At 43.3% G+C, this 26,918-nt stretch carries 20 protein-coding genes; 12 read left to right on the top strand and 8 right to left on the bottom strand.

The genetic code is table 11. The features are described 5' to 3' along the window. Positions 1–91: 91 nt before the first annotated feature. From AALA56_RS07025 to AALA56_RS07010, 4 genes are all read right to left on the bottom strand, one after another. On the bottom strand, positions 92–451 hold the full coding sequence (locus AALA56_RS07025; protein WP_369909383.1) for a hypothetical protein: 360 nt from the start codon (positions 449–451) through the stop codon (positions 92–94). 60 nt (positions 452–511) lie between these two features. Then, positions 512–2,020 carry an ATP-binding cassette domain-containing protein gene (locus AALA56_RS07020; protein ID WP_369909382.1) on the bottom strand — a complete coding sequence of 503 codons (1,509 nt, stop codon included), beginning with the start codon at positions 2,018–2,020 and terminating at the stop codon, positions 512–514. Between the two features lie 299 nt (positions 2,021–2,319). Continuing rightward, positions 2,320–3,060 carry an amino acid ABC transporter ATP-binding protein gene (locus tag AALA56_RS07015; RefSeq protein WP_115270438.1) on the bottom strand — a complete coding sequence of 247 codons (741 nt, stop codon included), beginning with the start codon at positions 3,058–3,060 and terminating at the stop codon, positions 2,320–2,322. Further along, entirely contained in the window at positions 3,060–5,246 is a 2,187-nt protein-coding gene (locus AALA56_RS07010; protein ID WP_369909381.1) for an ABC transporter substrate-binding protein/permease, read from the bottom strand. Before AALA56_RS07010 ends, AALA56_RS07015 begins: the two co-directional genes overlap by 1 nt. A 202-nt stretch (positions 5,247–5,448) precedes the next feature. Between AALA56_RS07010 and uvrB the strand changes: the two genes are divergently transcribed. The 4 genes from uvrB to AALA56_RS06990 all read left to right on the top strand — a co-directional run bounded on the left by uvrB (position 5,449) and on the right by AALA56_RS06990 (position 9,833). Continuing rightward, entirely contained in the window at positions 5,449–7,440 is a 1,992-nt protein-coding gene (gene uvrB, locus AALA56_RS07005) for an excinuclease ABC subunit UvrB (RefSeq protein ID WP_369909380.1), read from the top strand. Between the two features lie 250 nt (positions 7,441–7,690). After that, positions 7,691–8,665, top strand: a complete 975-nt coding sequence (gene bsh, locus AALA56_RS07000) for a choloylglycine hydrolase (RefSeq protein WP_369909379.1) — start codon at positions 7,691–7,693, stop codon at positions 8,663–8,665. A 140-nt stretch (positions 8,666–8,805) separates the two neighbouring features. Then, a complete protein-coding gene (locus AALA56_RS06995) occupies positions 8,806–9,300 on the top strand; it encodes an ECF transporter S component (RefSeq protein WP_369909378.1) in 495 nt (164 codons plus the stop codon). A 68-nt stretch (positions 9,301–9,368) separates the two neighbouring features. Beyond that, complete coding sequence (locus AALA56_RS06990) at positions 9,369–9,833, top strand: 8-oxo-dGTP diphosphatase (protein ID WP_369909377.1); 465 nt, start codon at positions 9,369–9,371, stop codon at positions 9,831–9,833. A 28-nt stretch (positions 9,834–9,861) separates the two neighbouring features. On the opposite strand, the gene AALA56_RS06985 is transcribed toward AALA56_RS06990, so the two are convergent. The 4 genes from AALA56_RS06985 to AALA56_RS06970 form a co-directional block, all read right to left on the bottom strand. Further along, entirely contained in the window at positions 9,862–11,001 is a 1,140-nt protein-coding gene (locus tag AALA56_RS06985) for an ABC transporter ATP-binding protein (RefSeq protein WP_277649904.1), read from the bottom strand. Between the two features lie 44 nt (positions 11,002–11,045). Then, positions 11,046–11,882, bottom strand: coding sequence for a sugar ABC transporter permease (locus AALA56_RS06980; RefSeq protein WP_369909376.1), 837 nt, complete (start codon positions 11,880–11,882; stop codon positions 11,046–11,048). Beyond that, positions 11,882–13,249 carry a carbohydrate ABC transporter permease gene (locus tag AALA56_RS06975; protein ID WP_369909375.1) on the bottom strand — a complete coding sequence of 456 codons (1,368 nt, stop codon included), beginning with the start codon at positions 13,247–13,249 and terminating at the stop codon, positions 11,882–11,884. The genes AALA56_RS06980 and AALA56_RS06975 overlap by 1 nt, the downstream gene beginning before the upstream one ends. A gap of 122 nt (positions 13,250–13,371) precedes the next feature. Next, positions 13,372–14,616 carry an extracellular solute-binding protein gene (locus AALA56_RS06970; protein WP_369909374.1) on the bottom strand — a complete coding sequence of 415 codons (1,245 nt, stop codon included), beginning with the start codon at positions 14,614–14,616 and terminating at the stop codon, positions 13,372–13,374. 45 nt (positions 14,617–14,661) lie between these two features. Here AALA56_RS06970 and AALA56_RS06965 point away from each other — a divergent pair, with 45 nt between their 5' ends. From AALA56_RS06965 to AALA56_RS06930, 8 genes are all read left to right on the top strand, one after another. Beyond that, positions 14,662–14,832, top strand: a complete 171-nt coding sequence (locus AALA56_RS06965; RefSeq protein WP_369909373.1) for a hypothetical protein — start codon at positions 14,662–14,664, stop codon at positions 14,830–14,832. Between the two features lie 102 nt (positions 14,833–14,934). Beyond that, positions 14,935–15,975: a LacI family DNA-binding transcriptional regulator gene (locus tag AALA56_RS06960; protein WP_369909372.1), complete on the top strand. Its 1,041-nt coding sequence runs from the start codon at positions 14,935–14,937 to the stop codon at positions 15,973–15,975. A 170-nt stretch (positions 15,976–16,145) separates the two neighbouring features. Next, positions 16,146–18,458, top strand: coding sequence for a type I pullulanase (pulA, locus tag AALA56_RS06955; RefSeq protein ID WP_369909371.1), 2,313 nt, complete (start codon positions 16,146–16,148; stop codon positions 18,456–18,458). Positions 18,459–18,684: 226 nt separating this feature from the next. Continuing rightward, positions 18,685–20,595: a 1,4-alpha-glucan branching protein GlgB gene (gene glgB / locus AALA56_RS06950; RefSeq protein ID WP_369909370.1), complete on the top strand. Its 1,911-nt coding sequence runs from the start codon at positions 18,685–18,687 to the stop codon at positions 20,593–20,595. Next, positions 20,585–21,724 carry a glucose-1-phosphate adenylyltransferase gene (locus AALA56_RS06945; protein ID WP_115270412.1) on the top strand — a complete coding sequence of 380 codons (1,140 nt, stop codon included), beginning with the start codon at positions 20,585–20,587 and terminating at the stop codon, positions 21,722–21,724. The genes glgB and AALA56_RS06945 overlap by 11 nt, the downstream gene beginning before the upstream one ends. Beyond that, positions 21,714–22,847 (top strand): glucose-1-phosphate adenylyltransferase subunit GlgD, encoded by a 1,134-nt coding sequence (gene glgD, locus AALA56_RS06940; protein ID WP_369909369.1) that lies wholly within the window; start codon positions 21,714–21,716, stop codon positions 22,845–22,847. Before AALA56_RS06945 ends, glgD begins: the two co-directional genes overlap by 11 nt. Further along, positions 22,844–24,274, top strand: coding sequence for a glycogen synthase GlgA (glgA, locus tag AALA56_RS06935; protein WP_369909368.1), 1,431 nt, complete (start codon positions 22,844–22,846; stop codon positions 24,272–24,274). The genes glgD and glgA overlap by 4 nt, the downstream gene beginning before the upstream one ends. An 84-nt stretch (positions 24,275–24,358) precedes the next feature. Beyond that, positions 24,359–26,755, top strand: coding sequence for a glycogen/starch/alpha-glucan phosphorylase (locus AALA56_RS06930; RefSeq protein WP_369909367.1), 2,397 nt, complete (start codon positions 24,359–24,361; stop codon positions 26,753–26,755). Positions 26,756–26,918: the final 163 nt, after the last annotated feature.

The following is a 26,918-nucleotide window of genomic DNA, read 5'->3' as shown; positions in this document are numbered from 1 at the left end:
GGACTGAGTCCTGTGCAATACAGAACGCAATCCTTCAATTAAAATATTGTGTCCAACTTTTTGGGGTCAGATCATTTATCAGTGATCTTCTTTATTCTTGTTTTTCTGTTTTACGTTGACGGTGTGCTTTGATTTTGCGGATGAGGACATGACCAACCATGAAAACGCTGTTTTTAAAAACAGTAGGTGTGTAGAGGATGAGCTGATAGCTCATGAAAAAGGCGAGCAAAAAGACAAGGAGAGCTCCGATGTAGTAGATGATTTGTTGATTGAGCAAGCCTTGGAACAACAAATAAAAAGTCAGAAGTATGGTTGCAATGGAGAGGAGAAAAACAATCAGATAAGCGAGAAAAGAACGCCAAAAGGTTTGTCTTTTTTGCTTACTTGTCTTGACATCGACAAGAATGTGTCTATCCATATCCGCCAGCAAAACAGAGATAAAATTACGCATAAGATTATCATATCAAAAGATAGGCTATTGTGCAATGTTTATGTACTTTCAGCTTTGTCGTTACGGCTTGTCTGCTAGTAAAGTCAGCTCGTTTTGTGTCAGTTGATAGACGCTATCAGCTACCTCATGGATAAAATGGTAATCATGTGAAACAGCGATGATACAGCCTGTGTAATTTCTAAAGAGTTGGCGAATTTCTGGCTGAGAAAGGGGTGAGAGGTGTCGTGTTGGCTCGTCCAAGAGCAGAATTTGCGCTTCGTCCAAAACCATGCGGCAGAAAAAGAGCTTTGCCTTTTGCCCACTAGACAAGTCTGAGATGGGGTGCTGGATTTCCTGCGGGGTAAATTGGAGTTTGGCAAGGAGCGTGCGTGCCTCAGTCCTACGTCGTGTTTTTTCTAGGAAATCAAGCGGTGTTTCGTTTTCATCCAGTTCTTCAAGATAGTCTTGTGGCATGTAGCTGACCGTATAACCTTTTTGTGTCAGCTGGTTTCTGATGTCTTTTAAAAGCAAAGTCTTTCCAATACCGTTTTTGCCTGTGATGACAATCTTATCCTGCCCCCAGATGTGCAAATCAATCACCTGCCTGCTAGACAGCTTGTGCTGGTCATAGGAGAGGAGCTGTTTGGTTTTAGGTAGAGGTTCTATGGCGGAAAAGACCAGCTCAATTGCTTCAGCAGAAGCAGGCTTGTCAAAGAAATCGTCTTTTTCACGCTCAAAGCGTTTTTGGCGTGACTTGAGATTTTTCATCTTCTTTGCCAAAAGACGTCCAGCAGTGCTGTCTTTTGTGGTATTGAGTGCATGGTGGACAGCAGACATGGTGCGGTTCAGCTTTGTCACATCTTTTTGGTATTGGCGTTCTTGCTCAGTCGCTAGTCGCTCTTGATGCTGAAAGTTTTTCTTGCGGTTGGCTAGATAGTCCTCATAGCCCGCTTTACTTGTGTGGGTCTTGCTTTCACGGCGTTTTTTGACCTGCTCGAGGTGAATGATACGAGTCGCTGTTTGGCTTAAAAAATAATCATCATGCGAAACAAAGATAATCGTTAGCGTGCTCTTTTGGATGAAGCCTATCAGCCACGCAATCGTCTCAAAGTCTAAGTCACTAGTCGGCTCATCAAGTAAGAGACAATCTGGCTCATGCGCTAAAAGCAGTAGCAACTGCAGCTTAAACTTCTCCCCACCAGAAAGAACAGCTAGAGGACTCTCATCCTCAAAGCGTTCACTGTCAAAATCAAGCTCATGCGCTAGCTGATAAAAAAGCCCATAGTCAAATGCCGTATAGTCAATACTCCTATCAATAAAGTCAGAAATAGCAAGCGTTAGAAGCGTTGGGTCAATAAACGGTGGCAGATAGGCAACACGTCTGTAGTTTTTACGGCAAATCCCAGAAACCTCAGCATAGCTACTAATAGAGCTTTCCTCTCTCATAAAAGCGAGAAGCGTTGATTTGCCGCAACCCTCCTCACCGATGATAGCGACTTTATCGCAGGCGTTTATAGTCATTGTCAGGTCATTGATAAGGATAGCGTTGTCTTTTTTGTGTGTAATGGTCAAATGTTCAAAGGTCAGCATATACCCTCCTTTCCCTAGCACAGCTAGAAAAAGCAAAAAATCTCTACTTTACCAAGTAGAGATGATAGTACAGGTACCCCAAAAAGTACAGTTAAGCAACTGCTCATTTCTTATGGACACCACTAAAAACCTACTTGGTAAAGACTAGTTTGAATGATAAATCAATAGAACTAATCTCTAAAAGTTGGTTTTTAGTTTACCACGATGGCGTGTCCTCCTGAGTTTTATTGCTTTCAGTCTAGCATGTTTTGTAACCCTTGTCAAGCTAGTAAAAAAATAACCCTCATAGAGGGTTATTTTTAAGCGTTTAAGACCTTGTCTAGGAAGTCTTGTAGACGTGGGTGTTTTGGATGGTCAAAAATCTGCTCAGGTGTGCCGTCTTCGATGAATTGTCCGCCGTCTGTAAAGATAACACGGTTGGCAACTTTTCTAGCAAATCCCATCTCGTGTGTGACAATCAGCATGGTCATGCCTTGCTCAGCAAGGTCACGCATAACCTCCAAAACATCTCCAACCATCTCTGGGTCAAGCGCTGATGTCGGCTCGTCAAAGAGCATGATATCAGGGTTCATGGCTAAACTACGTGCGATAGCCACACGTTGCTTTTGACCACCAGAGAGGCTGTCAGGTTTGGCGTCACGTTTGTCTGCTAAACCGACCTTCTCAAGCAGATCCATACCGATTTTTTCGGCTTCTTCTTGGCTGTATTTGCCAAGCTCAACAGGAGCAAAGGTGATGTTTTCAAGAACAGACATGTGTGGAAAGAGGTTGAAGTGCTGGAACACCATACCGATATTTTCACGTGCCTTATCGAGATTTGTTTTAGGATCAGACAGCTCATAGCCGTCTACAGTGACTTTTCCGCTAGTGATGGTCTCAAGGAGATTCAATGTTCTAAGGAAGGTCGACTTTCCAGAACCAGATGGTCCGATGATACAAACCACATCGCCTTCGTAGAATTTAGCGTTAATGCCTTTTAAAACTTCGTTTTGTCCGTAAGATTTGTGTAAATCTTGCACATCAATTTTTAATTCTGCCATTAGTTAAGCCTCTTTTCTAAGCGTTTTGCCAAGCGAGTCAACAAGGTAATCATCACGAGGTAAATTACTGCCAAAATAGCGTACATACGGAAGGATTGGTAGTTACGTGCGATGATGATTTTCCCTGTTTGGAAGAGTTCAACCAGACCGATAGCTGAAACGATGGTTGTATCTTTTAGGGAAATGACAAACTGGTTGATAAAGTTAGGAAGCATGAGGCGAACTGCTTGTGGCAAGATAACCTTGCGCATGGTCTTACCATAAGAGATACCTAAACTACGGCTGGCTTCCATTTGCCCTTTTGGTACAGCCTCAATCCCTCCACGGACAATCTCAGCGATGTAAGCACCAGCATTTAGTGAGAGGGCGATAGTCGCTGCGACAAAGTCGTTGATAGGGCTTTGGTGACCAGTTAGCTGTTCGATAAGGTTTGGAATTCCCCAGAAGATAAAGGCAGCTACAATCATCAATGGAATACCACGTATCACATCGACAAAGATAGCAGCAATAGCACGCAAGATACTATTTGGAGCCACACTTAGCATACCAAAGAAGATACCGATAACCATGGCAATGGCAAAGGAAATGAGGGTCAAGCTAATCGTCGTCCACAATCCTTGGAGCAGTTGCTTGTAGTTGTTTTTCAATAAGCCCCAAATAGTGGTTTCATTCACTGTAGAGCTTGTTGATGAGCTGCTAGATGAAGCGTCTGTTGTAGAGAGGTATTTTTTGACGAGTTTGTCATACTGTCCGTTTTTCTTGAGGGCAGCAAGACCATTGTTGAACATCTCGATGAGTTCGGTATTAGTGCCTTTTTTAACGGCAAAACCGACATCACCAGAAGCCTCACCCTTGATAGGTGTCTCAAAGTTGCGTCCTTGTTTGATAGCGTAGGCAAGCACGGCTTCGTCATCCATAAGAGCATCGATAGAGCCAGAGTTGAGACTGTCATACATAGATGACGCCTCATCAAAAGCACGCAATTCAAAGCCGTATTTATTGGCATTTTCCTCTAGCCAAGTGTAAGAAGCAGTTCCGTTCTTAGCACCGACGGTTTTACCTTTCAAGTTCTCGTAAGACTTGATAGAAGAGCCTTTCTTAACTGCTAAGATAATGTTAGCTGTATAGTAAGGATCTGAGAAAGTAAAGATGTCTTTTCTGGCATCTGTAATGGTCATCCCAGCGATAACACCGTCTGCTTGTCCAGATTGAACGGCATTAAGTGCAGCGTCAAAGCCTGGGTTGCTGATGGTAATGTTAAAGCCTTGCTGTTTAGCGATAGCTTTGATAAGCTCCATGTCAAAACCAGTGTATTTGTTTGAGCTGTTTTGATACACAAATGGAGCAAAAGAAGAGTCTGAAACAATCTTATAAGTGGTCTTTTTAGGTGTTGCTTTAGCGTTAGCGTCCCCAGTTGCGCTAGCACTTGTCTCAGTAGCATCAGAACCCAACCACTTGTTCATGATTTGATCATAAGTACCGTCAGATTTCATAGCAGCAAGTGCTGTGTTAAACTCTTCGATGAGGTACTCGTATTTGCTGCCTTTTTTGACACCAAAGGCAAAGCTTCCAACAGCCTCGCCATCCATATTGATAGCGTAGTCTTTGCCTTGGCTGATAGCGTATTTGACAACAGGCTCATCGTCCATAGCAGCGTCAATAGAACCAGAGTCGAGGCTGTTATTCATCAAATCGCTGGTATCAAAGGTCTTAATGGTATAGCCGTATTTTTTCTTGTTGTCTTCAAGGAAAGACTGTGCAGCGGTCCCGTTTTTAACCCCAACAGTTTTTCCTTTGAGCTGGCTATACTTGCTAATCTTAGTCCCTTTTTTGGTGTAGATAACGATAGAAGTGTCGTAGTAAGTGTCAGAGAAAGTAAAGACCTTCTTACGAGCTTCTGTGACAGTTGTCCCTGCCATAAGGGCATCTGCTTGTCCAGACTGGACAGCATTGACAGCGGCGTCAAAGCCCGGAAACGTCATTTTATAATCCCAACCAGCACGCTTTGCGACTTCTTGGATAATATCGACATCAATTCCCTTATAAACTTGATCGCTGTCCTTAAATTCAAATGGTGCATAGGCGGTGTCAGACACGATAGAAATCGTATCAGCGCTGACTTTTGCGCCAAAAACCATGAATACAGACATCAGGGCAAATAAAGTTGCCTTAATCGTTTTCTTCATGAGTGTCTCCTTCATTAAAAAAATCACTAGAACGACTGTGTTCTAGCAGTACAGGCTCTATTTTAGCAAATTATAAGGTAGAAGTCAATTTTTTACATTTTTTGATGTTAGGTTTTCTTACATATACTAAAGATTTAGTAATATCTCGTTTCTGCTAACTTTTCTAGAATGTGTTACAATAGGTAAGGAAAGTGAGAAATGTATGATTGATCGAAAAGAAGATAATGTCTTTAAATTAGTGTCCAAGTACGAGCCGTCAGGAGATCAGCCTGAGGCGATAGAAACCTTGGTGGATAACATCGAAGGTGGCGAAAAAGCCCAGATTTTAAAGGGAGCGACAGGGACAGGGAAAACCTACACCATGAGTCAGGTGATTGCTAAGGTCAATAAACCTACCCTTGTCATCGCCCACAATAAGACTCTAGCGGGTCAGCTCTACGGTGAGTTTAAGGAGTTTTTCCCAGACAATGCTGTGGAGTATTTTGTGTCTTACTATGACTTTTACCAGCCTGAGGCTTATGTGCCATCAAGTGACACCTATATCGAAAAGGACAGCTCGGTCAATGATGAGATTGATAAACTCCGTCACTCAGCGACTTCAGCACTCTTAGAGCGTAATGATGTCATCGTGGTGGCTTCGGTCTCATGTATCTACGGTTTGGGTTCGCCAAAAGAGTACGCTGACAGTGCTGTGAGCCTGCGTCCTATGCAGGAAATTTCACGGGATAAACTGCTCAATGACCTTGTGGACATTCAGTTTGAGCGCAATGACATCGACTTTCAGCGTGGGCGTTTTCGTGTGCGCGGTGACGTGGTCGAGCTCTTTCCAGCCAGTCGTGATGAGCATGCCTTTAGAATAGAGTTTTTCGGTGATGAGATTGACCGTATCCGTGAGATTGAGCCCTTGACAGGACGTGTGATTGCGGATGTTGACCACTTGGTTGTCTTTCCTGCCACCCACTTTATGACTAATGATGAGCATATGGAAGTCGCTATAGCCAAGATTCAAAAGGAAATGGAAGAGCAGGTCGCTCTCTTTGAAAAAGAGGGCAAGCTCATTGAAGCGCAGCGTATTCGTCAAAGAACAGAATACGATATTGAAATGCTGCGAGAAATGGGCTACACTAACGGCGTTGAGAACTATTCTCGTCACATGGATGGGCGTAGCGAGGGTGAGCCACCGTTTACACTTCTTGATTTCTTCCCAGATGATTTTCTTATCATGATTGACGAGAGCCACATGACCATGGGGCAAATCAAGGGCATGTACAATGGTGACCGAGCACGTAAGGAGATGTTGGTTAACTATGGTTTTCGCCTGCCGAGTGCGCTTGATAACCGTCCGCTTCGCCGTGAGGAGTTTGAGAGCCATGTTCATCAGATTGTCTACGTATCAGCGACTCCAGGGGACTATGAGCTAGAGCAGACCGATACCGTTGTCGAGCAAATTATCCGTCCGACAGGACTCTTGGACCCAGAAGTGGAAGTGCGCCCAACCATGGGGCAAATGGATGACTTGCTGGGTGAGATTAACAGCCGTGTCGAAAAGGGTGAGCGCACCTTTATCACGACGCTGACCAAGAAAATGGCAGAGGACTTGACCGACTACCTCAAGGAAATGGGCGTTAAGGTCAAGTACATGCACTCTGATATCAAGACCTTAGAGCGGACAGAGATTATCCGTGATTTGCGCTTGGGTGTCTTTGATGTCTTGATTGGGATTAACCTGCTGCGTGAGGGTATTGACGTGCCAGAAGTGAGTCTGGTTGCCATTCTGGATGCGGATAAGGAAGGGTTCTTACGTAATGAACGTGGGCTTATCCAAACGATTGGACGTGCCGCTAGAAATAGCAATGGGCATGTGATTATGTATGCTAATAAGATAACCGAGTCCATGCAAAAAGCGATGGATGAAACCGCTCGTCGTCGTAGCCTGCAAATGGCTTATAATGACAAGCACGGCATTGTCCCACAAACCATCAAAAAGGAAATCCGTGACCTTATCGCTATCACCAATAAAACCGAAGAAACAGAGCTTGAAAAAGACCTTGATGTGTCAACCATGAGCAAGAAAGAGCGCCAAGAGACCATCAAAAAACTCCAAAAAGAAATGCAAGAAGCTGCAGAACTCTTGGATTTCGAGTTGGCGGCGCAACTGCGAGATATGGTTTTAGAACTAAAAGCAATGGACTAAAAAGTTGGCTAAATGTCAGCTTTTTTTGTAAAAAAACGAGAGCCTTTTAACATTTTGTTGCCATTTTATTAAGGATGTGTTAGAATAGCAGAGTAGAAAAAATCTACGACCTATCTTACTTTTCTTTTAGTGTGGCTATAATAGCAAAAGCAATTTAGTATAATAACATGAGTGTCTCAAAATAGATTAAGAACAAGCTATTTGGCAATGTTGAAAGGAAAGTAAGACCAGTAAAATAGGAGGACTATATATGTGTACTGGTATTACCTATAGCACCCAAGATCACTATTTTGGGCGTAATCTCGACTTAGAACTCTCTTATGGACAAAAAGTAGTCGTAACACCACGTAACTTTACCTTTCCTTTTCGTAAAATTGATGATATGACAAGCCACTATGCTATGATTGGTATGTCAGCAGTTGTGGATGATTATCCTCTTTATTTTGATGCGTCAAACGAAAAAGGACTTAGTATGGCAGGATTAGCCTTTACGGGTAATGCTTACTACTTCCCAGAAGACCCTAACAAGGTCAATGTATCTCCATTTGAGTTCATCCCTTATGTTTTGGGGCAATGCGCAAGCATTGATGAAGTAAAGGCTTTGCTTAAAGACCTTAATCTTGTTAAGATTAACTTTAGCGATAAGTTGCCTTTGTCTCCGCTTCATTGGTTGATTGCTGATCGTGAGCATTCTATCGTTGTAGAGTCTGTCAAAGAAGGATTGAAAGTGTACGACAATCCAGTGGGTGTCTTGACCAACAACCCATCCTTTGATATGCAACTCTTTAGCTTGAACAACTACCGTGCGCTCTCTCCAGTTGCAACACCAAACCGTTTTTCAGATAAGTTGGAGCTGGATGAGTACTCACGTGGTATGGGAACACTAGGTTTGCCAGGTGATTTGACCTCAACATCACGTTTTGTCAAAGCAACCTTCACCAAATTTAACGTTATCCCAGGTCAAGGTGAAGCAGACAGCGTCAGCCAATTTTTCCACATTTTGCACTCTGTAGAGCAACAAAAGGGCTTGTGTAATGTTGGAAATGATGAGTTTGAGTACACCATCTACTCATCTTGCTGTAATGTGGATAAAGGAATCTACTACTACACCACTTACAACAACAATCAAATCACAGGTGTCAACATGCACCACACAGACTTAGATGGTGATAGCCTTTCTCTATTCACTGTTATTGATGACCAACAAATCAATATGGTGAACTAAGAGAACAGAGCCTCCAAAATACAAAAAGCAGGTAAGTTAGACTTATCTGCTTTTTGTATCCCCAGACAGTTTTTCTTTTTAGAGCTTGAAAGAGGAGATAAAGAGGTCTATACTGTTAGACAAAAGTCTTAGGGAGGTCTATGATGACAAAACGATTAACCTATGCTACGCTTTTTACAGCGCTAACTGTTCTTTTATCTTCTTTCAGTATCCCTGTTCCAGGTGGTCACTTTTACTTTAATAAAGTGATTATCTTTCTAGCAGCTCTGGTCTTTAATCCGCTAGAAGCCGCTGTGATTGCAGGACTAGGGAGCTTTTTAGGGGATTTCTTCTTTTATCCAGCGCCGATGTTTGTGTCTCTTTTGGTTCAAGGGCTTGCTGCCTATACGGTGTCAAAACTAGCTGGTGACGCTAGAAGTGCTTCAAAGACACAGATTTTTCTAGCACTTCTTGCTGGTTGTTTTATTAGTATCGTGGGCTATGGTTTGGGACGTGCCTTTGTCTATGCCACGCCAACTTATGCGCTTATGAAATTGCCTTTTGATATTTTGGCGAGCTTGCTGGGGAGTTTTCTGGCTTATAGCCTTTATTATCTCAGCAGTTTTTCAAAGACGCTCCAAAAAGCACTGCGCTAAACACTTCAACACTTGTATATGCTCTTTCTTTTCGTTATACTGATACATGAATAAAAGAGAGGTGTATCATGTCAAGAGCAGAAAAGGTTATTTTAACCAACATGTGTATGATAGAAGACGACAAGGGCAATGTCGTCATGCAATACCGCAGCCCAGAACGCTACGCTTGGTCAGGCTTTGCTTTTCCTGGTGGGCACATCGAAAAAGGTGAGAGTTTGCACCGAGCCATTGTGCGTGAAGTGTACGAGGAGACAGGGCTTACTATAGAGCATCCGCAGTTGGTGGGTGTTAAGCACTGGCACACAAAGGACAACGAGCGCTATCTTGTCTTTTTGTATAAAACGTCAAGCTTCACTGGGCAGTTGCGCTCATCAGACGAGGGTGAGGTCTCATGGGTAAAAAAAGAGAGTCTTGCTGACTTAGAGCTTGCCTATGATTTGCTTAATCTCATGCGTGTTTTTGATGAGGAGGACCTGTCCGAGCTCTTTTACAGTGAGCGCTTAGAGGACGATTTTGTCCGTGAATTTTGGTAAATAAAAAAGCACCTCAGGTGCTTTTTTATTATTCTGCAGCGATACGTTTGCTTGTTTCAGGGTCAAAGAAGTGTCCTTTAGCGACCTTGAAGGTGAGGGTCACTTTATCACCAGGGTTGTGGAAGTCACGAGCGTCAACACGTGCTGCAAATTCGTCTTGACCGAGTTTGAGGTAGAGCATGGTTTCGCTACCAAGAAGCTCTGAGACGACAACTTCAGCTTCGACAGAAGAATTAGGATAAGCAGTTTGTGCGATATTGTCACTTGAAATGTCCTCTGGACGGATACCAAACGTAACGGTTTTACCAAGATACCCTTTAGCTTCAAGGACTTTAGCTTGTCCTTCTGGAAGTGCCAACTCAAGACCATGGTCGTTGGTCAGTTTGTCCTTGCCAACCTTGACGTCAAAGAAGTTCATGGCTGGGCTTCCGATGAAGCTTGCGACAAATTTATTAGCTGGTTGATTGTAGAGTTCTTGAGGGGTACCGATTTGCTCGACACGTCCGATAGTTCCAGAACCGTCAGGGTTTTTAGTCGCTGACATGATGACGATACGGTCAGCCAGTGTCATGGCTTCGGTTTGGTCGTGGGTAACGTAGATAGTGGTTGAGCCGATACGTTGGTGAATCTTCGCGATTTCAGCACGCATGGAGACACGCAACTTGGCATCCAAGTTTGAGAGAGGTTCGTCCATCAAGAAGACCTTGGCGTCACGGACAATGGCACGTCCCATAGCGACACGTTGGCGTTGACCACCAGACAGGTCAGCAGGTTTTCTTTCGAGAAACTCTGTTAAACCAAGGATTTCAGCCGCTTCACGGACACGCTTGTCAATATCGTCTTTAGAGTATTTACGCAGTTTCAAGCCAAAGGCCATGTTGTCGTAGACGCTCATGTGAGGGTAGAGGGCGTAGTTTTGGAAAACCATAGCGATGTCACGGTCTTTTGGAGAGAGGTCATTGACGATAGCACCGTCAATTTTGAGCTCTCCTTTTGTGATGTCCTCAAGTCCTGCAATCATGCGAAGCGTTGTTGATTTCCCGCAACCAGACGGTCCAACAAAGACGATAAATTCCTTGTCTTTGATGTCCAGATTGAAGTCCTCAACAGAGTAGTGTGTTGCATTTGGGTATTTTTTGTAGATATGATCTAATTGTAAAGTTGTCATAATGTATTTTCCTATTCTTATCTTATTGTGTGAGAAGGCAAAGCTTATTTGACAGAACCGCCTGTGATACCTTCAACATAGTATTTTTGCATGAACATAAAGAGTAATGTAATGGGAATTGCAATAATGACAGAACCAGCCGTAAATGGCATGAACCAATCATTGATAGTATCTTGTTGAAGCATGGAGAAGAGTCCGATAGCGACAGTGTATTTGCTTGTTGCATCCCCGAGGATAACTTTTGCAAAGATGAAGTCCATCCAAGGTGCGATAAATGCCATAAGGGCTGTATAGACGATGATAGGTTTTGAGAGAGGGAGAGTAATTTTAAAGAAGACGTCTTTACGTGTGGCACCATCAATCATGGCACTCTCATCAAGAGAGTAAGGAATGGTGTCAAAGAACCCTTTGGCGATGTAAAATCCAAGTGCAGCCCCTGCTGAGTAAACAAGGACAAGCGCTGTCAGCGTTTGGTCAAGGTTAAAGGCTTTCAAGATATAGTATACTGCAATCATACTCATAAAGCCAGGAAACATATTGAGCACAAGTGCTAGTTTTAGAAAACCATTACGGTGTTTGAACTTGATACGGCTTAGAGAGTAAGCCATAGCCACCGTGATAAAGGTTGAGATGATACATGAGAATGTCGCTACAATCAAAGTGTTTAAGAACCATTGCCCAAAAGGAAAGGTGCTTTGGGTAAAAAGCTTAGTGTAGTTGTCAAATGTCCATGTTTTTGGGATGAAGTAGTTGACAAAGGCAGTGCCTTCACCACGAAAACTGGTCAAGACTACCCAGGCGATAGGAAAGAGCCAGATGACTGATAGGACAATCAGTAAAATATAGACAAAAGTAAGGTTGAGGCGTTTTCTCTTATTCATTATTTAGCAGCTCCTTCCTTGTAAGAGTTTGTTCTTGTGTAAGCGAGTAAGCTAAAGATAGCAGAGAGAACAAAGATAATGATACCGATAACAGAAGCTAAGTTGTAGTCAGCTGCGGTAACGGTCAGTTTGTAGAGCCATGTGACCAAAAGGTCTGTGCTACCAGCTTGGTAGTAGTTGGAGTTAGTAGGTCCACCTTCAGTAAGAAGGTAGATGACGTTGAAGTTGTTGATATTTCCGATAAATTGCTGGATGAGCGTAGGTGTCATAATCAGCAAGATTTGAGGGAAAGTGATGGATTTAAAGATTTGGAATTTATTTGCCCCATCAATCTCAGCGGCTTCGATTTGCTCTCGAGGTAGGTTCATGATGATACCTGTCGCAACCAGCATGGTAACAGGGATACCAACCCACATGTTAACAAAGATGATAGAGAATTTCGCCCAGATAGGGTCTGAGAGAAATGGTAGCGGATGGGCGTGTGACACCAAGCCAATCTTCTCAAGAAGCGCATTGATAGGTCCAGCGTCATTAAGCAGGTTTCTCATGATAAGTAGAGAGATGAACTGCGGTACTGCCATGGTGATGACAAAGAATGTCCGCCACATTTTCTTAAACTTGAGCCCTTTAGTGTTGATGATAAGAGCCAGAACGATACCAAAGAAGAAGTTAGTAACCGTCGCAAAGACCGCCCAAATCAATGTCCATGACAAAACAGGGAAGAAAGTACTTGCCATACGACCACTAAAGATATTTCCAAAGTTCACAAAGCCAACCCAATCAAAGAGGCTCTTTGGAGGGAGGTGGTTGTGGTCATAGTTGGTAAATGCCAAGCAAATCATATAAATCAATGGCAAAATGGTAAAGAGCAAAACCCCAATCAAAGGGATAATCATGAGGGTCATGTGGAAACGACCATCTGACAAGGTTTTGACATCTTCGACAAATGTTGGAATCTTACGCCCTTGCGCTTTTAGCTCCATGAGGTGCGCTGCACTCTTGATATTACACCAGTAGATATAGATAAATACCAAGCAGAAAATCACAGCCGCAAGCCCAAAGATGAGCATGAGCATAGAATTGTCACCTTGAGTGGCGACTTGCATTTTAATCCCATCTACAGTTTTTGTTGTCATACCTTGGCTTTTAGTACCAAGAGTGATAAGCCCTTTGATAGAAGGAATAACCTGATAGATAAAAGAGATGATAAAGAGAATCTCACTGACTAAAAAGAGCAGCCCTTTTGTGATTTGCTTATTTTTGAGATTGGCAGCTCCCATGATAAAGTAAGAGAGCTTTGTGGCTCCATCTCCTTCTTTAAAGGTCTCTGTAAAAAGCTGTAATGGTTTTTTAGGGGTAGTGTACATGATAAGTCTCCTCTAAAATAACGGATAATACATTATGTTATCAATGATCAGTCAAGGTGTTAAAAAACGAACCCCGCTAACTGCAGAATTAGCGTCGCTAGCAAGGTTCTATTTTTAGCATCTTATTTTGATTTGGCTAAGTCGCTATCAAACTGTTTGAGACGTTTGAGGTAGTCGCTTGATTTGATTTTACCGTTGTAAGTATCGCTAAGGATAGCAGCACTTTCAGTCCAGAAAGTAGACATTTGGCTAAGCTTAGGCATAACAGTAGTGTAAGTATCTGAGCTACCCATTGTGATAACAGCTTGGGCAAGTTCGTTTGATTTCACAGTGTCAGATTCTTGGATTTCTTTGTTTGCTGGCACGATGTTACGTGTTTCAAATTGTTGTTTTTGAGTATCTGCACTTGTGAGGTAGCTTGCGAGTTTGTAGCTTGCTGCGATACGTTTTGTATCAGAACCAGCAGGTGCTTGGTTGACTGCGTAGAGTTTGACACCAAGGAAGGCTTTTTGTTGCACTTCTTTATCGCCAATCTTGATTGTTGGGTAAACGGCAACGCCGAGTTTGTCAGCACCGAGTGCTTTTTGAGCTGCTGAGTAATCCCAAGGACCTGATTCCATAGCAGCGACAGTACCGTCACCAAACTTACTCATAGCGTTTTCAGCATTGACATTGACAAAGCCTTTGTTGCTCTTTTGGTCTGCGATCCATTGAAGAACAGAAACACCAGCTTCATTGCCCCAGTTTGTTCCTTTGACATCTTCACCAGTCTTACCAAAGAGTGTATCACCAACTGAGAGGAAGAGCGGTGCTGTTGCATAAGCATTTACTTGCTTGAAGTTAGCACCAAAGGTTGCTTTTGTAGTGATGGTTTCGTAAGATTTGACATCATCTGCTGAAAGTTTTTCCTTGTTATAGAAGAGAACTTGTGACTCGATACCAAATGGGAAGGCGTAGGTTTTACCTTTATACTGTGCACCAAGAACAGATTGTTCTGTGTCGTTACTCTTGATTTCTTTAGCGTATTTGCTTGGTACTTCTTGGATGATACCAGACTCAACCAATTGACCAAGTTGGTCATGTGGCAGTGAGAAGACATCTGCGGCTTTACTTGGGTCTTTTTTAACGTTTTCTTGAGCTTTAGAGTCGTTTGACTCAATCACTTTAACCTTAACGTTTTTGTTTTCCTTCTCAAAGTTTTTGACAATATCTTTATAAGAGTCCTTTGAGTCGGTTGGCACCCACAACTTCAAGGTTGTTTTTGAAGATGCATATGCAGGTGAAGTCGTCGATACGGCAACTAATCCAGCTGCCAAAGTGAGAGCAGCAGAAGCTGCTAGCCATTTTTTCCAAGATTTCTTGGTCATAACATTCCCTCCTTTAAGGAATTTTTAGGTTTCTATGCTTATATTATGCAACCGTTTGCAGCAAAAGTCAAGGCTTTTTTAGAAAAAATTTTTAAAATTTTTACGATTGTGGACGGTGTATTGGAAAGGGGTTACATTTCTAAAGCTAGTACTATCAAGGATGTAGACCTTCTTGACAGTTTTGTTTCTGTTGCCAAAAAAATTTTTACAAAGTGATGTGATTTAGATATTTTTAAGAAAAGCGCTTGCATTGTTCTTGCAGGTTTATTATACTGTTAATATCATGTTATGATTTAAACTAAAAGGAGGAGCAATTTAATGGTTACCATTAAGGATGTCGCCCAAAGAGCAGGCGTCAACCCGTCAACAGTTAGCCGTGTGCTAAGAGACAATCGCTCTATTTCTCAAAAGACAAAAGAAAAAGTCAGAAAAGCTATGGACGAGCTGGGTTATGTGCCAAATGTGGCTGCGCAGATGTTAGCTAACGGCTCAACTCAAGCTATCGGTGTGGTTTTGCCGCCGCTTGTGACGCCAGAGCGTCTGAGTGAACCCTTTTTCATGAACATCATCTCGGCAATTACCTACGAAGCTCAGCAGTCAGACCTGACCGTCTCTATCGCTACAGGGATGACCATGCAGGAGCTAGAAGCGCAGGTGCAGCTTATGCACAAGCAAAAGCGTGTTGATGGTTTTATCGTTCTCTTTTCGGAAAAGAACGACCCTATTAGACAATATCTTTTAGAAAACAAGCTGCCTTTTGTCGTGATCGGCTCATCAAACGGCAATGAAAATGAGATTACCTACATTGATAATGACAATCAACTCATGGGCAGTCGAGCAGTTGAGTATCTCCTAGAGCGTGGGCATTACAATATTCTCTTTGTGACTGATGATAAATCGTCTGAAATTTCACGAGAGCGCTATTTTGGCTATTTGCGTGCCATGATCAAGGCTGGGCTCACACCGCTTGATGATGTCTTGATTACTAACGATTTGCCACGGACTTTGGATAATCTCATCGAAGTCATCTGGCAATATGATGTGACAGGTATCGTCTCAGTGAGTGACCGTCTGTCGGTCAAGCTAGTGCAAGACCTCAAACAGCGTGGACTCAATATCCCAGAGACACATTCTCTCATAACCTTTAATAATTCTATCTTCTCAACCATTGTGCACCCTTATCTGACGACTTTTGATGTCAATGTGGAACAGCTTGGAAAGACTAGTCTCAAGCGTCTGTTAGAGTTGATAAAGGCTTCAAAAGGCTTTTACAGTGAAAAGATTGTTATGCCCTTTAAATTGATTGAGCGGGAGTCAGTCTGTGACTTGAAAAAGCCAGCTCCATCAGAGAGCGTCTAAGGACGGTCTTTTGTGATTTTATGATACAATACAGGTAGATAAAAAAGATAGATTTTGAGGCTTTGGATTGAAGAAAAAGGAAAAGTTTTTTTAGACATTTGTGCAAACGATTGCTTTGTCTAGTCAAACTATTTTGTCTCTTCAATCAGCCAAGAAAAAGAGGGTAAGCAATGAAAAATACAGTAATTGTCCATTATCATAGCCGACATGGTCGCTACTTTGATTACAGCCTTTGGAAATGGATTGACTTTCATGAGGGAGAGGACTGCTCGTTTTCAAACTTTGATAGTTTTGGTTTGGTTGCACGTCTCGACTATGACAGTCCATTTTCTTTGGAGCATGTTTATGTCATTGTCAAAAACAAAGACTGGTCACTAAAAACGAAGGATTTTAAGATTCATCGCTCGTCTGGTTTAGAGGCGACAGAGGTGTGGATTGTAGAGGGAGACGAGACGCTTTACTATTCTCAGCAGGCAGCTGTGACGAGTCACTTTTACCGTAACCGTAACGCTCACGCCTATGATATGGCGACCAATCATGAGCGTTTTGATAAGATATGGGGCTTTGACGGCTGGCTAGGAGCTAAATACGATGAACTGGCGACTGAGTTTCGCTTGTGGGCACCGACTGCTAAAAAAGTAGAGTTGCTTTTTTATGAGAAGGCAACAGACGACTCGCCTGTTAAAGAAACCTTTACCATGAAAAGGGGCAACTCTGTCTACCTTAGCCACCATGAGGAAAACACGCACGGTGTCTGGTTTGCAAAGATAGAGGGTGACTGCAATAAACAAGCCTACGCTTATCGGATTTACTTCAGAAATCGCACAGTTACAGAAAGCCGTGACCCCTACAGCATTGCAGCGACCGCTAGTGGCAAGCGCTCTGTTGTTTTGAGTGAGGCTATTCGTACGCCTGAAAATTTCAGTGTCAAGCAAGGAAGTGATGCAACTTGGCGTCTTGACAACCCCAATCAAGCAGTTGTTACTGAGATGCACATCCGTGATTTTTCCATTTCAGATACGTCTGGTGTCAGCAAGGACAAGCGTGGCAAGTTTCTAGGTGCCTGTGAGACTGGAACGGTCAATTATTTTGGAGATAAGACAGGCTTTGACTACATCAAGCGCCTAGGGGTTAGTCATGTGCAATTGCAGCCGATTTTTGACCATCATCAGACCTTTGATGACAAGGGAAATTACGCTTACAATTGGGGCTATGACCCAGAGAATTTCAATGTGCCAGAAGCGAGCTTTAGCAGTCAGCCAGATAAGCCTGAGCAGCGTATTTTAGAGCTGAAGAGCTTGATACAGGCTTATCATGATGCAGGTATCGCAGTCATCATGGATGTAGTTTACAATCACACCTATGCGTCACGAGACTCTGTCTTTCAGTTGATTGTTCCGGATTATTACTACCGTATGAATCCCGATGGGACTTTCCAAAATGGCTCTGGCTGTGGCAATGAAACCGCCAGTGAAAAGGAGATGTACCGCAAGTACATGATTGACTCTATCCTCTACTGGGTGACTGAGTACAATATTGACGGTTTTCGCTTTGACTTGATGGGGCTTCATGACGTTGAGACGATGAATGCTATCCGAAAAGCAGTAGACGCCATTGACCCAAGAATTATCCTCTATGGTGAGGGCTGGGATATGGGCACTGGTCTAAAAGCAGAAGATAAAGCGAAAAAAGACAATGCCTATCAAATGCCAAACATCGGCTTTTTCAATGACACTGTCCGAGACGCTATCAAGGGTGCTGAGGTCTATGGGCATTTTAAATCTGGCTTTGTCTCTGGAGCGCAAACCGAGGGTATCGTAGCCAAGGGTATCCTAGGTAGCGATGAGCTGACTCACTATTTAAGCCCCAACCAAGTGCTAAACTATGTCGAAGCCCATGACAACTACAATCTCAACGATTTACTATTAGAGTTGCACCCAGACGATAGTCTTGAGACTCATACCAAGCGTGTGGAGCTAGCGTCTGCTATGGGCATTCTCATGCAAGGGATGAGCTTTATTCAGCTCGGTCAAGAGTTCTTGCGTACCAAGCTCTATCCGACGGGGGACAATGGCGAATTGACCAAGGAAGATAAAGAGCGTGCTATGAACAGCTACAATGCACCAGATAAGGTCAATCAGGTGGATTGGAACAAGGTGACACATCATCACTCAACTATGGCTTTTGTACGAGCACTCATCCAGCTCAAGCGTCACAATCCTGCCTTTTCTTACCAAACATTCAAAGAGATTCGTGAGCATGTCTATGTCAGAACGGCAAAAGAAGGCTCGCACCTAGTTGTCTATGACATCGTTTCTGACAAGCACTATCGCATTATTTTTAACTTTTCAGAAGAAATTGTTGAAAATAGCATGACAGACGTTTCAGATTATGCTATAATAGTAACAAACATAAAGCGCTTACAAAAACATCCTAAAGTCCTAGATGCACTATCCGCTTCGGTCTTTGAAATTAAAAAATAGCCTAAGTCATTAGGTTATTTTTTTGTTTTGTAGTGAAGAAGAGCCTAGCAGGGCGCTATTTTTAAATATTAAAATGAAAGCGCTCTATTTTGATTATTATTATTTTACAAACAATCCGAAAAGTGTTAAGATATTACACAAATATATTTGTTTCGTGAAATTTTCAGACATTGTTTGTCTATTCAAATATTTTGACGAAGTAAAGAATAAATGAAAGGGTGATGTTATGGATACCAGAGAAGCGCTGTGGACTTTTGGCATTGGTGAGAACTACCAAGCACAGGATTATTTAGGATCTCATAAGGAAGAGCGTGATGGAAAAGTTGGCTACGTCTTTAGAGTTTGGGCACCCAATGCCCAAGCGGTAGCTGTTATTGGTGATTTTACGGATTGGAAAGAACGACCACTTGCTATGGAGCGTAACGAAGCAGGTGTTTGGGAGATTTTTACAGACGAGGCACAGACCAATCAGCTCTACAAGTATCTCGTTAAGCGCTCAACAGGGCAGGAAGTTGAAAAAATAGATCCATTTGCTCTGTATTTTGAAAATCGACCGGGAACAGCAGCTATTTTATTAGATTTGTCTGAAAAGAAGTGGAAGGATGGTCTGTGGTTAGGACGTCGTAAACGTTTTTGTTTTAAAGACCGACCGGTGAATATTTATGAAGTTCATGCTGGCTCATGGAAACGTCATGAGGATGGCAGACCCTATCAGTTCAAGGATTTGACCAAAGAACTCATTCCTTATCTGGTCAAGATGAACTACACGCATGTCGAGTTTATGCCTTTGATGGCACACCCGCTTGGCATGAGCTGGGGTTATCAGCTCATGGGTTACTTTGCTTTTGAGCATAGCTATGGCAGACCAGAGGATTTTCAAGATTTTGTCGAGGCTTGTCATCTCAATAACATCGGTGTCATTGTTGACTGGGTTCCAGGGCACTTTACCATCAATGACGATGCGCTGGCTTACTATGATGGCACACCAACCTTTGAGTATCAGGACTACAATCAAGCGCAAAATCGAGGCTGGGGAGCGCTCAACTTTGACTTAGGCAAAAACCAAGTGCAGTCTTTCTTGATTTCAAGTGCGAAGTTTTGGTTGGATTTTTACCACATTGATGGTATCCGTGTCGATGCGGTCAGCAATATGATTTACCGTGATTATGATATCGGTCCTTGGACACCAAATGTCGATGGTGGCAATCGTAACTACGAGGGCTATGGTTTCTTGCAAAAGCTCAATCGTGTCATCAAGTCCTATCGTCCTGATGTCATGATGATTGCTGAGGAAAGCTCAAGCGACACCAAAATCACAAAACTCGGTGCCAATGAGTCGCTAGGATTTGACTACAAGTGGAATATGGGCTGGATGAATGACATTTTGCGCTTCTACGAAGAAGACCCAGCTTATCGCAAATATGACTTTAATCTGGTTACCTTTAGCTTTATGTATGTCTTTTCAGAAGAGTTCATCCTGCCGTTTTCTCACGACGAGGTGGTTCATGGTAAGAAAAGCATGATGCACAAGATGTGGGGAGACCGCTACAATCAGTTTGCAGGGCTTCGTAATCTCTACACTTATCAAATCTGCCACCCTGGAAAGAAATTGCTCTTTATGGGGAGCGAGTTTGGTCAATTCTTAGAGTGGAAGTATGATTATCAGCTGGAGTGGAGTAACTTAGAGGACTATCTCAATCAGCGCATGCAGGACTTCACCGCACAGCTTAATCACTTCTACAAAGAACACGATGTGCTCTGGAGGATTGATGATAGTTATGATGGCATTGAGATTATTGATGCGGACAATAGAGATGAGTCTGTGCTCAGCTTTATTCGTCAAAATGCCAAAGGAGACTTTTTAGTTTGTGTCTTTAATATGACACCAGTTGAGCGTAAGAACTTTACCATTGGACTGCCTATTGCTGGTCTCTATGAGGAGGTTTGGAATACCGAATTAGAAGAGTTTGGTGGTGTTTGGAAGGAGACAAACCCTGATACAAAAACACAAGAAGGGCTTTGGAAAGACTACACCAATACACTCAGCTTTACCCTGCCAGCGCTCGGTGCTAGCATTTGGAAGCTGAAACGTCGCTCTAGAACGTCAAAAAAGAAAGGAAACGGAAATGAAGAATGAAATGTTAGCTCTTGTCCTTGCCGGTGGACAAGGTACTCGTTTAGGAAAATTAACGCAAAGTATCGCTAAGCCAGCTGTGCAGTTTGGTGGACGCTACCGCATTATTGACTTTGCGCTCTCAAACTGCGCAAACTCTGGGATTCATAATGTCGGTGTTATCACCCAGTATCAACCGTTAGCGCTGAATAGCCACATTGGAAATGGCTCTAGCTGGGGGCTAGACGGTATCGACTCTGGTGCGACGATTTTGCAGCCTTACTCAGCGACCGAGGGAAACCGTTGGTTTGAGGGAACGAGCCACGCCATTTATCAGAATATTGACTATATTGACAGTATTAACCCAGAGTATGTCTTGATTTTGTCTGGAGACCATATCTATAAGATGGATTATGACGATATGCTTCAGACTCACAAGGACAATATGGCAAGTCTAACCGTTGCCGTTATTGACGTTCCACTAAAAGAAGCGAGCCGTTTTGGTATCATGAACACAGACTCCAACGACCGTATCGTTGAGTTTGAGGAAAAGCCAGAACATCCAAAGTCCACCAAAGCTTCAATGGGGATTTATATCTTCAATTGGAAACGGTTACGTGAGGTGCTTGTCAATGCCGAAAAGAACCATGTAGACATGTCTGACTTTGGTAAAAACGTCATCCCAGCTTATCTAGAAGCAGGCGATCGTGTTTACACATACAACTTTGACGGCTACTGGAAGGACGTTGGTACCATTGAGTCGCTCTGGGAAGCGAATATGGAGTATATCGGTGATGACAATGCGCTTAACAGCCGAGATCGCTCTTGGAAGATTTACTCTAAAAACCTCATCGCACCACCAAACTACATCGCAAAAGAGGCGGTCGTCAAAGACTCGCTTATCGTGGATGGGTGCTTTGTTTCAGGAAAGGTGACACACTCTATCCTGTCCACCAATGTCCAAGTCAAAGCAGGTGCTGAGATTACCGATTCCTTTGTCATGAGTGGTGCTATCATTGGACCAGGAGCTAAGATTAACCGTGCTATCATCGGTGAGGGGGCAGTTATTGGGGAAAATGTCGTCATTGATGGTAGCGAAGAAGTGCAAGTTGTAGGCTATAATGAGGTAGTGGGGGTGCCAAATGAAGATTGATAAATATTCAGCAATTTTAGGAAATACAGTCGGTTATCACGACATGCTTAGCTTGACAGACAGTAGACCACTCGCTAGTCTGCCTTTTGATGGCAAGTACCGCTTGATTGACTTTCAGCTCTCTAGCCTAGCCAATGCCGGTATCAGAAGTGTTTACGGTATTTTCCGTGGGCAAAATATCCGCTCTATTTTTGACCATATCAGAAGCGGACGTGAGTGGGGGCTTAACACGCTTTTGAGCCATTATTTCCTAGGTTTTTACAATACGGAAAATGACAGCCAAGTCACAGACAAGGACTATTATGACCAGATTCTCACTTATCTCAAGCGCTCAGGCAGTGACCAGACAGTCTATATGAGCTGTGATGTGCTCTGCAATATCGACCTTGAGCAGGTGATTCACCTGCATGAAGCCAACAAAACCAAGATTACCGTTGTCTATAAAAAATTGCCAAAAAGCTCTATCTCAGATGTCAATGAGATTTTAGACATTGATGAGAGCGACCGTGTGATTGGCAAAACGGCTGTTAATGATACTGATGACTTACACAAAATGTCAGCAGACATCTATGTGGTCAACACACCGTGGTTGATTGAGCGCATGGAAGAAGAAGCAACCAAGGAGCAACCAAGAAAACTGCGTTATCTGCTGAGAGAGTTGATTGTAACGGAAAATGCTCTTGCCTTTGAGTACACAGGCTATCTCTCAAATATCTGCTCTGTTAAGTCTTATTACGATGCCAATATGGATATGCTAGACACCCAGAAATTTTATTCACTTCTCTATTCTAACCAAAAAGTGTATACTAAGATTAAAAATGAAGAAGCGACCTTCTTTGACAAGGGCTCTCATATCGACAATGCCCAGTTTGCCTCTGGTAGTATCATCAAGGGGGACGTTGAGCATTCGATTATTTCTAGAAATTGCCACATTGAGGAAGCCTCACATGTTGAAAACAGCATTATCTTCCCTAAGGTGACGATTGGTGCTGGTGCTAGCGTTGAAAATGCTATCTTGGACAAAAATGTCGTGATTGCTCCTGGTGTAACCGTTCACGGTACAGCAGAAGATCCTGTTGTCATTGCCAAAGGTTTAGAAGTACTTGAGGATATTATCAAATGAAAATCTTGTTTGTAGCTGCAGAAGGAGCTCCCTTTGCCAAGACCGGAGGTCTAGGTGATGTGATTGGGGCTTTGCCAAAGTCACTGGTCAAAAATGGACATGAAGTGGCGGTCATCTTGCCTTATTATGATATGATTGACCAAAAGTTTGGAGATGAAATCGAGGATGTCTTTTCCTTTTACACTTATGTCGGCTGGCGTCATCAGTATGTCGGTATCAAACGTATCCAGTGGGAGGGTGTGACTTTCTACTTCATTGACAATCAATATTATTTCTTTAGAGGGCATGTCTATGGGGACTGGGACGATGGTGAGCGCTTTGCTTTCTTCCAATTAGCGGCGCTAGAAGCGATGGAAAAAATCGACTTTATCCCAGATGTCTTGCATGTGCACGATTACCACACAGCTATGGTGCCATTTTTGCTCAAGGAAAAATACCACTGGATTAACGCTTATCGTGGTATCAAAACCGTTCTTACCATTCACAATATCGAGTTTCAAGGGCAGTTTGACTCAGGCATGCTTTGGGATTTGTTTGGCGTTGGTTATGAGCGCTACGCAGATGGGACGCTCCGTTGGAACGACTGTCTCAACTGGCTCAAGTCAGGTATCTTGTACGCTGACCGTGTCACCACTGTCTCACCATCCTATGCCAATGAAATCAAAACACCAGAGTTTGGTAAAGGCTTAGACCAAGTCTTGCGCATGGAGTCAGGCAAGCTCTCAGGCATTACAAATGGGATTGACACCGACCTCTACAATCCTGAAACTGACCAGTTTATCACCCACCACTTTAATGCGAGTGATTTGTCTGGAAAGGCAGCGGACAAGGCTGAGTTGCAAGAGCGTGTCGGGCTTCCAGTGCGTGATGATGTGGCTTTGATTGGGATGGTATCACGTCTTACGGACCAAAAAGGTTTTGACCTTGTGGTCAATCAATTGCATGAACTTATGCAGCTGGACATTCAGATTGTCCTCCTTGGGACAGGCTACAGTGATTTTGAGCATAGCTTTTCATGGTTTGCAGAGCATTATCCAGACAAGATGTCAGCTAATATCACTTTTGATTTGGCGCTGGCTCAACAAATCTACGCCGCTAGTGACCTCTTTTTGATGCCGAGCGCCTTTGAGCCTTGTGGACTATCGCAGATGATGGCCATGCGCTATGGTACCATTCCGATTGTCCATGAGGTTGGTGGTCTTAGAGATACCGTCATTCCTTACAATGAATACGACAAAACGGGCACAGGCTTTGGTTTCCAAGATTTTTCAGGCTACTGGCTGACAAAAACGGTTGAAAAAGCGCTAGCGCTCTACTACGAACACCCTGATGACTGGAAACATTTGCAAGAGCAAGCAATGTCACAAGATTTCTCATGGGATACGGCAAGTAAAGCCTACGAGTCGCTTTACCAACAGCTCATCTAATAGTCGAGACAACAGCTCCAGCTGCTCTAGCAGTTGGGGTTCTTGTCGTAGCTGTCACAAAACAAAAGAAGAAGGGATAGGAATATGCAAGTAACAAAAGAACAATTTATTCGTGACTTTAAGGATACGCTTCATGAGGAGCAGCAAATCAAAATCGTAGACGCAACGCCTAGAGAGCTGTTCATTGCTCTAGCAAAGACGCTTCGAAAATATTACACGCCCCTTTGGCTAGAGCGCAGGCGTGATTTGGAGAAAGAGCAAAAAAAGATTGCTTATTATTTCTCTATTGAGTTTTTGCCGGGGCGCATGCTAGAGACCAATCTCCTTAATCTAGGGCTTTTAGAGACTGTCAAGGAAGCTTTTGCTGATTTAGACTTGGATTTTGATACCATAAAGGAGACAGAGCATGATATGGCGCTTGGTAATGGTGGCTTAGGGCGATTAGCAGCTGCCTTTATGGATTCTCTTGCAACGACTGGCTATGCAGGCTTTGGTAATGGTCTTCGCTATCGCTATGGTCTTTTTAAACAGCGCATTGTAGATGGTTATCAAGTGGAGTTGCCAGATCCGTGGTTTGACTCTACAGGCAGTGTCTGGGAAACGAGAAAAGACCATGATAGTGTCTACGTCAAGCTCTACGGTGATGTTTACTTACAAGCAGATGACGCAGGCAATCTCACTCCTGTCTACCAAGGAGCGCAGGTCCTACGAGCTGTGCCTTACGATGTCGCTCAACTAGGCTTTGAAAACGACACGGTCAATAACCTACGCCTTTGGGATGTTGAAATTCCAGAAGAAGACGAGCTGCGCTATCCCACTATTGCAGACCGCAGACGTATTGAGGACATCACAGCAGTGCTCTATCCAGACGACTCAAACGCCCAAGGGCGTGAGCTGCGCTTAGTTCAAGAATACTTTATGACCAGTGCAGGCTTGCAGACCATTATCCGCTCCTATCTGAAGATGAACTTGCCGCTTGAGGATATTTATCAAAAAGTAGCAGTGCACATCAACGACACCCATCCAGCGGTAGCGCCTGCTGAGTTTATGCGTTTGCTGGTGGATGAGTATGGGCTTAGCTGGGATAAGGCTTGGCAGGCAACGGTTAAGACCATGAGCTACACCAACCACACTATATTGTCTGAAGCGCTTGAAAAATGGGACGCAGGGCTCTTTAAGTACGTCCTCCCTCGTGTTTATCAGATTGTTCTAGAAATTGACCGCCGCTATGTGGCAGAGCTCGCTTCTAAGGGGGTAGCACCAGATGTGATTGAGGCGACTCGTATCGTCAAGGACAATCAGATTCACATGGCGCACTTAGCTATTATTGGCGGACATTCGGTCAATGGTGTTGCTAAACTCCACACAGAGCTTTTGAAAGAAGACACCCTGCATGCTTTTTATCAGCTCTTCCCTGAAAAATTTAACAATAAAACCAACGGTATCGTGCAAAGACGCTGGACGCAGATTGCCGATGAAGCGTTGTCTGACGAGCTTGACAAGTGGATTGGTAAAGAGTGGCGCACAGATATTCATCACCTGAGAAAGCTCAATGCCTTTGTGGATGACGAGCAAGCACAGGTTGACTTTTATCAGGTCAAGCAAACCGCTAAGGCTCGTCTTGCCAAGTATATCTTAGAGACCACTGGCGTTGAAGTCTCACTAGATGCGATTTTTGACGTGCAGGTCAAGCGCCTACATGCTTATAAGCGCCAGCTTCTTAATATCCTTCATATCATCAAACTCTATTGGGATTTAAAGGATAATCCTGAAAAGGACATGGTGCCACGTGTCTTTATCTTTGGAGCAAAGGCAGCGCCAGGTTATCATTTTGCCAAGTCCGTCATCAAGCTCATCAATGAATTGGCCAATCTCATCAATAACGACGAAACGCTTGGTGGCAAACTCAAAGTGGTCTTTTTGGAAAATTACCGTGTCAGCTTGGCTGAACTCATCATCCCAGCTGCTAACGTCTCCGAGCAAATCTCACTTGCCTCAAAAGAAGCCTCTGGAACGTCCAACATGAAGTTCATGATGACAGGTGCTATCACTCTAGCCACTCTTGACGGAGCTAATATCGAGATTAAAGACGAAGTCGGCGAGGACAATATTGTCATCTTTGGTATGGACAAGGACGCTGTCTATGATCATTACCAAAAGCATGACTATTATTCTCGAGGTATTTATGAAAATAACCCGACACTCAAACGGGTGATTGATAGCTTTGTCAACGGCACTATCCCAAATATCCAATCAGAAGGCATGGAAATCTATGAAACCCTCATCACCCATAACGACGAGTATTTCCTCCTTGAAGACTTTGACGCTTATACCAAGGCTCAGGAAAAAATTGACAAACTCTATCGCAATCGTAGTCACTGGATGAAGATGAGCCTGGTCAACATTGCCAATTCAGATAAATTTACCTCAGACGACACCATAGAAGAGTATGCACGTGAGATTTGGAGTCTTGAAAAATAGAATACCAAGAAGCTAGAGTTCTTCTAGCTTCTTTAAGTTTCTCTAAAGCCCGCTATTATAATCTTTTTTGAAGAAGGAGGCTAAAAAAAGGCAAAATTCAAGTCCAAGTTAGCCAGCGTATAACACCTCTCTGGGAGTTTTGTAATCTAATACTTTCTTAGGA

It is taken from the genome of Streptococcus hyointestinalis (assembly GCF_041225505.1).
Classification (GTDB): domain Bacteria; phylum Bacillota; class Bacilli; order Lactobacillales; family Streptococcaceae; genus Streptococcus; species Streptococcus hyointestinalis_B.
The sequence above is the reverse complement of the archived record's forward strand: the minus strand, read 5'-3'. Positions and strand labels throughout refer to the sequence as shown.